The 6,018-nt window shown below is 41.4% G+C and carries 6 protein-coding genes; 2 read left to right on the top strand and 4 right to left on the bottom strand.

Annotation, left to right across the window (positions count from 1 at the left end):
* The coding region (locus DPV92_RS09910; RefSeq protein WP_225791949.1) for a YadA family autotransporter adhesin at nt 1-824 on the top strand (824 nt) is incomplete at its 5' end.
* 584 nt (nt 825-1,408) lie between these two features.
* On the opposite strand, the gene ruvB is transcribed toward DPV92_RS09910, so the two are convergent.
* The 4 genes from ruvB to DPV92_RS02770 all read right to left on the bottom strand — a co-directional run bounded on the left by ruvB (nt 1,409) and on the right by DPV92_RS02770 (nt 5,333).
* The gene (gene ruvB, locus DPV92_RS02785) at nt 1,409-2,416 is read right to left on the bottom strand and encodes a Holliday junction branch migration DNA helicase RuvB (protein ID WP_111353562.1); all 1,008 of its coding nucleotides are present in this window, start codon (nt 2,414-2,416) and stop codon (nt 1,409-1,411) included.
* 21 nt (nt 2,417-2,437) lie between these two features.
* Nucleotides 2,438-3,043 (bottom strand): Holliday junction branch migration protein RuvA, encoded by a 606-nt coding sequence (gene ruvA, locus DPV92_RS02780; protein ID WP_111353561.1) that lies wholly within the window; start codon nt 3,041-3,043, stop codon nt 2,438-2,440.
* A gap of 296 nt (nt 3,044-3,339) precedes the next feature.
* On the bottom strand, nt 3,340-4,638 hold the full coding sequence (locus DPV92_RS02775; RefSeq protein ID WP_111353560.1) for a hemolysin family protein: 1,299 nt from the start codon (nt 4,636-4,638) through the stop codon (nt 3,340-3,342).
* 50 nt (nt 4,639-4,688) lie between these two features.
* The gene (locus tag DPV92_RS02770) at nt 4,689-5,333 is read right to left on the bottom strand and encodes a TIGR01621 family pseudouridine synthase (RefSeq protein ID WP_111353559.1); all 645 of its coding nucleotides are present in this window, start codon (nt 5,331-5,333) and stop codon (nt 4,689-4,691) included.
* Nucleotides 5,334-5,377: 44 nt separating this feature from the next.
* On the opposite strand from DPV92_RS02770, the gene DPV92_RS02765 reads away from it, so the two are divergent.
* Nucleotides 5,378-6,010: a histidine phosphatase family protein gene (locus DPV92_RS02765; RefSeq protein WP_111353558.1), complete on the top strand. Its 633-nt coding sequence runs from the start codon at nt 5,378-5,380 to the stop codon at nt 6,008-6,010.
* Nucleotides 6,011-6,018: the final 8 nt, after the last annotated feature.

Below are 6,018 nucleotides of genomic sequence, written 5' to 3'. Positions count from 1 at the left end.
CAGAAACCGCTAAAGCTGACGCAGAAACCGCGAAGGCCGGTGCAGAGGCAGCACAAGGTAAAGCCGAAGCAGCTAAAGCTGGTGCAGAAACCGCTAAAGCTGACGCAGAAACCGCGAAGGCCGGTGCGGTAACTGCGAAGACTGCAGCTGAAACAGCAGCGGGTAAAGCGAAAGAATCTGAAAATACCGTAAAAATGATTAAAGATCGTATTGAAGGTTCGGGATTAATTAATGCTGATGGTGAAACTAGTTTTGCCTCAAATAATGCAAGTAATCGTAAAGGTGCTAAGGCCTCAGGTAAAGATTCAACTGCAATGGGATATGGCTCTGAAGCGAAAGGGAATCACTCTACTGCTCTAGGTAATAACGCTAAAGCTCATGCAGAACGCTCAACAGCTATAGGTCATAATGCAGAAGCTAAAGCCGCTGGCTCTGTGGCATTAGGTGAAGGCTCTGTTGCGAAAGAAGAAAATACTATTTCAGTAGGTAATGTTGGTCATGAACGCCGAATTACTAACGTGGCAGATCCTGTAAACAACACAGACGCTGTGAATAAGCGCTATGTTGATAATGCTATGAGAAAAACAGAGAAGAAACTTCGTGGAGGGGTAGCTGGTGCGACTGCAATGGCAAATATTCCGCAAGTTACTCAACCTGGAAAACTGATGGTTGGAGCAGGCATTGGTAACTATAAAGGTCAAAGTGCTGTGGCGGTTGGTTTATCTAAATCAAGTGATAGTAACCGAGTCATTTTCAAAATGAGCGGTTCTGCAACAACGCAAGGCGATTATAATATCGGTGCTGGTATTGGTTACCAATGGTAATTTATACTAGATAATTAAAAATCACTCGGGGAAACCCGAGTGGTTTTATTATGTAAATGCTCTTATCTTGTAAAAAACAGTATAAATTTAACCGCTGTTGAGAGCAGTTATGTAATAAATCCTAAGGGGCTGTACTAGATAACTAGACCAAACGTCCCTTAATTCATTGTTCTGCCAAAGGCACTGCGGAAGAGCACGGCAAGAATGTAAAACAGAAATCAGGTTTGAACCGAGCGATATTAGATCAATCTTGGTTAGAGTTCCGCCGTCAGTGGGACTATAAAACGCAATAGCTAGGTGGTTTTTTAGTGGCTGATCTGCCGCCAAATACGAGCTGAACTTGCCCTTGTTTGCGGTTATACCCAAGAAAAATCACCAAACGCAGGCTGATTTTGAATGCGTAGAATGTGGCTATAAGGGAAATGTGGATATGGTTGGGGCATTAAATGTTTTGGAGCGTGGGCGAGCCATTGCCTAAGCGTAAAATATCAGGCTGGGACACAGCCGTCGAGCTTGTGAAGTGAACTTCATTGAGAGGTCAGTAGCAAGAACCCACCGAGAGTAGCCCACGCAAAGCGTGGGAGCTAGTAGGACGGAGCAAATCTTTTCAAATGCTCATAAGTTCTTGGGGTCGCAATTCGTCCACGTGGAGTGCGTTGCAAGAAGCCTTGTTGGATTAGGTAAGGTTCTAGCACATCTTCAATGGTATCACGCTCTTCGCCAATTGCAGCGGCGAGGTTATCTAAGCCAACAGGTCCACCATCAAAACGTTCCACAATGGCTTGTAAAAGTTTGATGTCCATAAAATCAAAGCCTTCAGAGTCCACATCTAGCATTGAAAGCGCTTGTTTAGCAATTTCTGAGCTGATAATGCCGTTATTGCGAACGTCCGCATAATCTCTTACTCGGCGAAGTAAGCGGTTCGCAATACGTGGGGTACCGCGTGAACGGCGCGCAATTTCGTGAGCCCCATTTGCTGATAAGTCTAAATTTAAGCAATCGGCACTACGTTGTACGATGGAGGTTAAATCTTCAACCGAATAAAACTCTAGGCGTTGTACAATCCCGAAACGGTCACGCAGTGGCGAGGTTAAAGAACCTGCACGTGTCGTTGCACCTACTAATGTAAAGGGCGGTAAATCCAATTTAATTGAGCGAGCGGCAGGACCTTCTCCGATCATAATATCAAGCTGATAATCTTCCATCGCGGGGTAAAGCACCTCTTCAATAGCAGGCGACAAGCGGTGGATTTCGTCGATAAAAAGCACATCATAAGGCTCAAGGTTGGTGAGCATTGCGGCTAAATCGCCTGCTTTTTCAAGTACGGGGCCAGAGGTGGTATGAATATTCACGCCCATTTCGTTCGCCACAATATTGGCAAGCGTGGTTTTGCCTAAACCTGGTGGTCCAAAAATCAAAAGGTGGTCTAAAGCTTCATTTCGCAATTTAGCAGCTTGAATAAAAATATCCATTTGCTCCCGCACCGAAGGCTGTCCAACATAATCTGCTAGCAATTTCGGACGAATAGCTCGGTCAATCACTTCCTCTTCTTTTTTGGGTGAGGCACTAATTATTCTATCGGCTTCAATCATTTTTATTTTATTCGCAATCTATTAAAGAGAATTTTTCAAGGCTTCACGAATTAATTGTTCGCTAGTTGCCCCAGCTTTATTGACTTTCTTAATCATTTTCTCTGCATCAGCAGGTTTGTAGCCAAGCGCAATCAAGGCATCTCGAGCCTCATCGGCTGGATCAGTTTGTGAACTTGCCACAATTTGATCGTGCGATTTTTCAATGAAGAAATCGCCCTGTGCCATTCCTTTAAACTTACCTTTAAGCTCAACCAATAAACGTTCTGCCGTTTTACGCCCGATGCCAGGGATTTTAGTCAGTTTTGCTAATTCTTCATTCTCAACTGCATTTGCAAACTGAGAAACAGACATTGCAGACAAAATAGCAAGGGCAAGTTTTGGACCAATACCATTGGTTTTGATGAGTTCACGAAATAAGGTTCTATCTTGTTTTTGGGCAAAGCCAAAGAGTAAATGTGCATCTTCGCGAACGACAAGATGTGTAAAAATGGTGGTTTCTTCGCCCAATTGTGGTAAATCGTAGAAACTGGTCATTGGCAATAGGATTTCATAGCCTATGCCTTGTACATCTAACACCATTTCAGGCGGTTGCTTTTCAATAATTTTACCGTGTAATCGACCAATCATAGCATTCCTGTTTATTTGAGCATGAAAGCTTTTATGAGCCTCGTTTTCTCTGCCTGCCAAATCTCCCCTACCCCTCTTTGCTAAAGAGGGGATTAGGTCTCTGAATAATAAAGCCCTATTGCTATACTTTTAGATTAAGAATAATACCGTCGATATTTCTTTTATATTAAGAAAATCCCCCTCTTTAGCAAAGAGGGGTAGGGGAGATTTGGCAGTAGTGAATACCGAAGAAATTAATTTAAAATCTCACTACTTGAGAATATCTAGTCTATCATAAACTGTATAAAACATCATTATTATTCTGTTTTAATATCTTTTCTAAACGACACCATCAGCTGGTCAATTTTAAAATTCTCGGTGTCGATAATTTCAAATTTATATTGATCATACAACACAAAATCGGTTTTTTTCGGGATCTTACGAAGCATATACATCATAAATCCACCGATGGTTTCGTAATTTTCAGCGTGTGGAAATTCCTCAATTTCTAATGCACGCATTACATCTTCAAGAGGAGTCGCTCCATCGATTAACCACGAATCTTCATCACGGCGAACGATCTGTTCTTCTTCGGTGGAAACTAATTCGCCCATTACAATACTCATTACATCGTTAAGCGTGATAATGCCGACCACGAGGGCATATTCATTCACAATCACGGCAAAATCTTCGCCTGCTGATTTAAACAGCTCCAACACTTCGTAAAGTGAAAGCGTATCTGGAATAAAAATGGTTTTACGCAATAAGCGTTGATCGGTAAGCGAGACGTTCTCATTTTTAAGATATTGCGTGAGCAAATTGTGCGATTCAACATAGCCTAAAATTTTATCTAAGCCATTATCGCAAATCAGCAATTTAGAGTGCGGATCTTCGCCAAGCGTTTGGAGTACTTGCTCTTTGTTATCGGTGCGATCTAAAAAAATGATATTTTCACGTGTGGTCATTGTTGAAGTGACACGGCGTTCTTGCATTTCAAATACGTTTTCAATCAAATAATGTTCGTGCGTATTCAACACGCCCGCTTTAGCACCCGCATCAACGACTGCCACAATATCTTCAGTCGTCATATTCTCTTGACGAACAGTTGATACACCAAAAAGATGGAAGAGCGAGTTAGCGATCCAGTCAAAAAACATCACAATGGGTTTAAACAGAATGATCGCAAAACTCATTACTCGGATTGTGCGAACAGCCACTTGCTCTGGATAAGTCATCGCAATACGTTTTGGCATTAAATCTGCAAATAATACGAATGCAGATGTCACGAGTAAAAAGGCGGTCCAAGAAGCCGCAGAATCAACCCAAGCTGCATCGGAATACTCTCTAAAAAGCTGGCTGAAATATGGGTTAATCGCACTTTCGCCCACCACACCACCAAGAATGGCAACCATATTCAACCCAATTTGCACGACGGTGATAAATCGTCCAGGTTGTTCCTGCAATTTCATCACTCTTTCAGCGCGTAAGTCGCCCGTATTCGCCATTGCTTGCAGTTTTAAACGTCTCGCTCCAGCAAGTGCAATTTCCGATAATGAAATGACCGTACTGGTTAAAATTAATAAAATAATAATTAAAATAGCTTCAAACAAGCTCATAATTGCCTCTATAGTTGCTTTATTTATTATAAAACAGTGTAAATTGTACTCTATTTTTCCATTTCAATCTTACAAACTTTCTGCCAAATTTGACCGCTTTCAGGCAAGGCTTGCACGTAAAAATGCTCATTTTGATAATCAAATTCAAGCTGATAGGCGTGTAGGTAAACACGATCCGATTCTGAACCAGAATACAAACTATCGCCTAGAATCGGACTGCCCAAACTTTTCATTGCAACGCGTAATTGGTGCGTTTTGCCTGTTTTGGGTTGCAAAATAAAATAGCGAAGTGGTGGTTCAATAGAATGCGAGCTAAATTGCGTAATCGCAGGATTTTCCTTGCTATGGCAAAGTTTCCACACCCCATTTCTTGATTTTTGCATATCGCCCACAATTTTACCCTGTTTCTTTTTCGGCTTTTTGTCGCTAATTGCCCAATAGGTTTTTTGGATTTTGTGTTGTTCAAATAGCGTATAGAAATTCGTTGCCGCTTCTTTATTTAAGGCTAGAATGAGCAAGCCTGAGGTAATTTTATCTAATCGATGCACAAGCCAAACTTGCTCTACACCAAGCTGTTTTGCAACTAATTCAGTGAATCCGACCGCTTGCTGATCTTTGTGAACACTGATACCAGCAGGTTTATTGATGATCACAAAATCCCGATGTTGCAGGCAGAGAGTAAAATGCAAATTCATGTTATAATTCCGATTCTTTTTTGGCTATTTTAAAGGAAATAGAGATGGCACTAAATATTTATTTAATTCGACATGGCAAAACCGTGTGGAATATTGAAGGGCGCTTGCAAGGCTCGGGCGATTCGCCTTTGGTTGAAGAGGGGATTGAAGGTGCGAAAAAAGCAGGACAAGCGTTGAAAGCTGTTAAATTTACTGCGGCTTATTCCAGTATGCAAAAGCGTGCACAAGATACAGCAAACTATATTCTGGCGGAAAATGAGGCGCAAAACGTTCCGCATTTTCATCATTGGGGCTTAAACGAATTTGATTTCGGTAGCTGGGAAGGGATGAAGTCAGTAGATTTATATGAGAACGATGAATATTGGGTGATGAAAAAAACACCTGCTAAATATAAGGCATTGGAAAATGGCGGCGAAACGTACGAACAACTTTATCAGCGTGTATTTAAGGTGTTCAACCAAATTGCCGAATTGCACAAAGATAACGAAAATGTGTTGATTGTCGCACACGGAATGACCTTAACCGTTTTAACTGCAGTGTTAAAAGGCTTGCATTGGTCGGAATGTCGTGATGAAGAAAAACACAAATTTGTGATGAATACCGCCATCAATATTGCCAAAGTTGAAAATGGCAAGGTGGAATTAGTTGAATTTAATAATATCGATCATTTAGTTTAATTTTTATT

Origin of the sequence: Pseudohaemophilus paraphrohaemolyticus, assembly GCF_003253115.1 — a bacterium.
GTDB classification, from domain to species: domain Bacteria; phylum Pseudomonadota; class Gammaproteobacteria; order Enterobacterales; family Pasteurellaceae; genus Haemophilus_A; species Haemophilus_A paraphrohaemolyticus_A.
The sequence above is the reverse complement of the archived record's forward strand: the minus strand, read 5'-3'. Positions and strand labels throughout refer to the sequence as shown.

What these genes read in the sequence shown, in the direction of transcription:
- ruvB (WP_111353562.1), bottom strand. Translation starts at nt 2,416, where the DNA reads ATGATTGAAGCCGATAGAATAATTAGTGCCTCACCCAAAAAAGAAGAG.
- ruvA (WP_111353561.1), bottom strand. Translation starts at nt 3,043, where the DNA reads ATGATTGGTCGATTACACGGTAAAATTATTGAAAAGCAACCGCCTGAA.
- DPV92_RS02775 (WP_111353560.1), bottom strand. Translation starts at nt 4,638, where the DNA reads ATGAGCTTGTTTGAAGCTATTTTAATTATTATTTTATTAATTTTAACC.
- DPV92_RS02770 (WP_111353559.1), bottom strand. Translation starts at nt 5,333, where the DNA reads ATGAATTTGCATTTTACTCTCTGCCTGCAACATCGGGATTTTGTGATC.
- DPV92_RS02765 (WP_111353558.1), top strand. Translation starts at nt 5,378, where the DNA reads ATGGCACTAAATATTTATTTAATTCGACATGGCAAAACCGTGTGGAAT.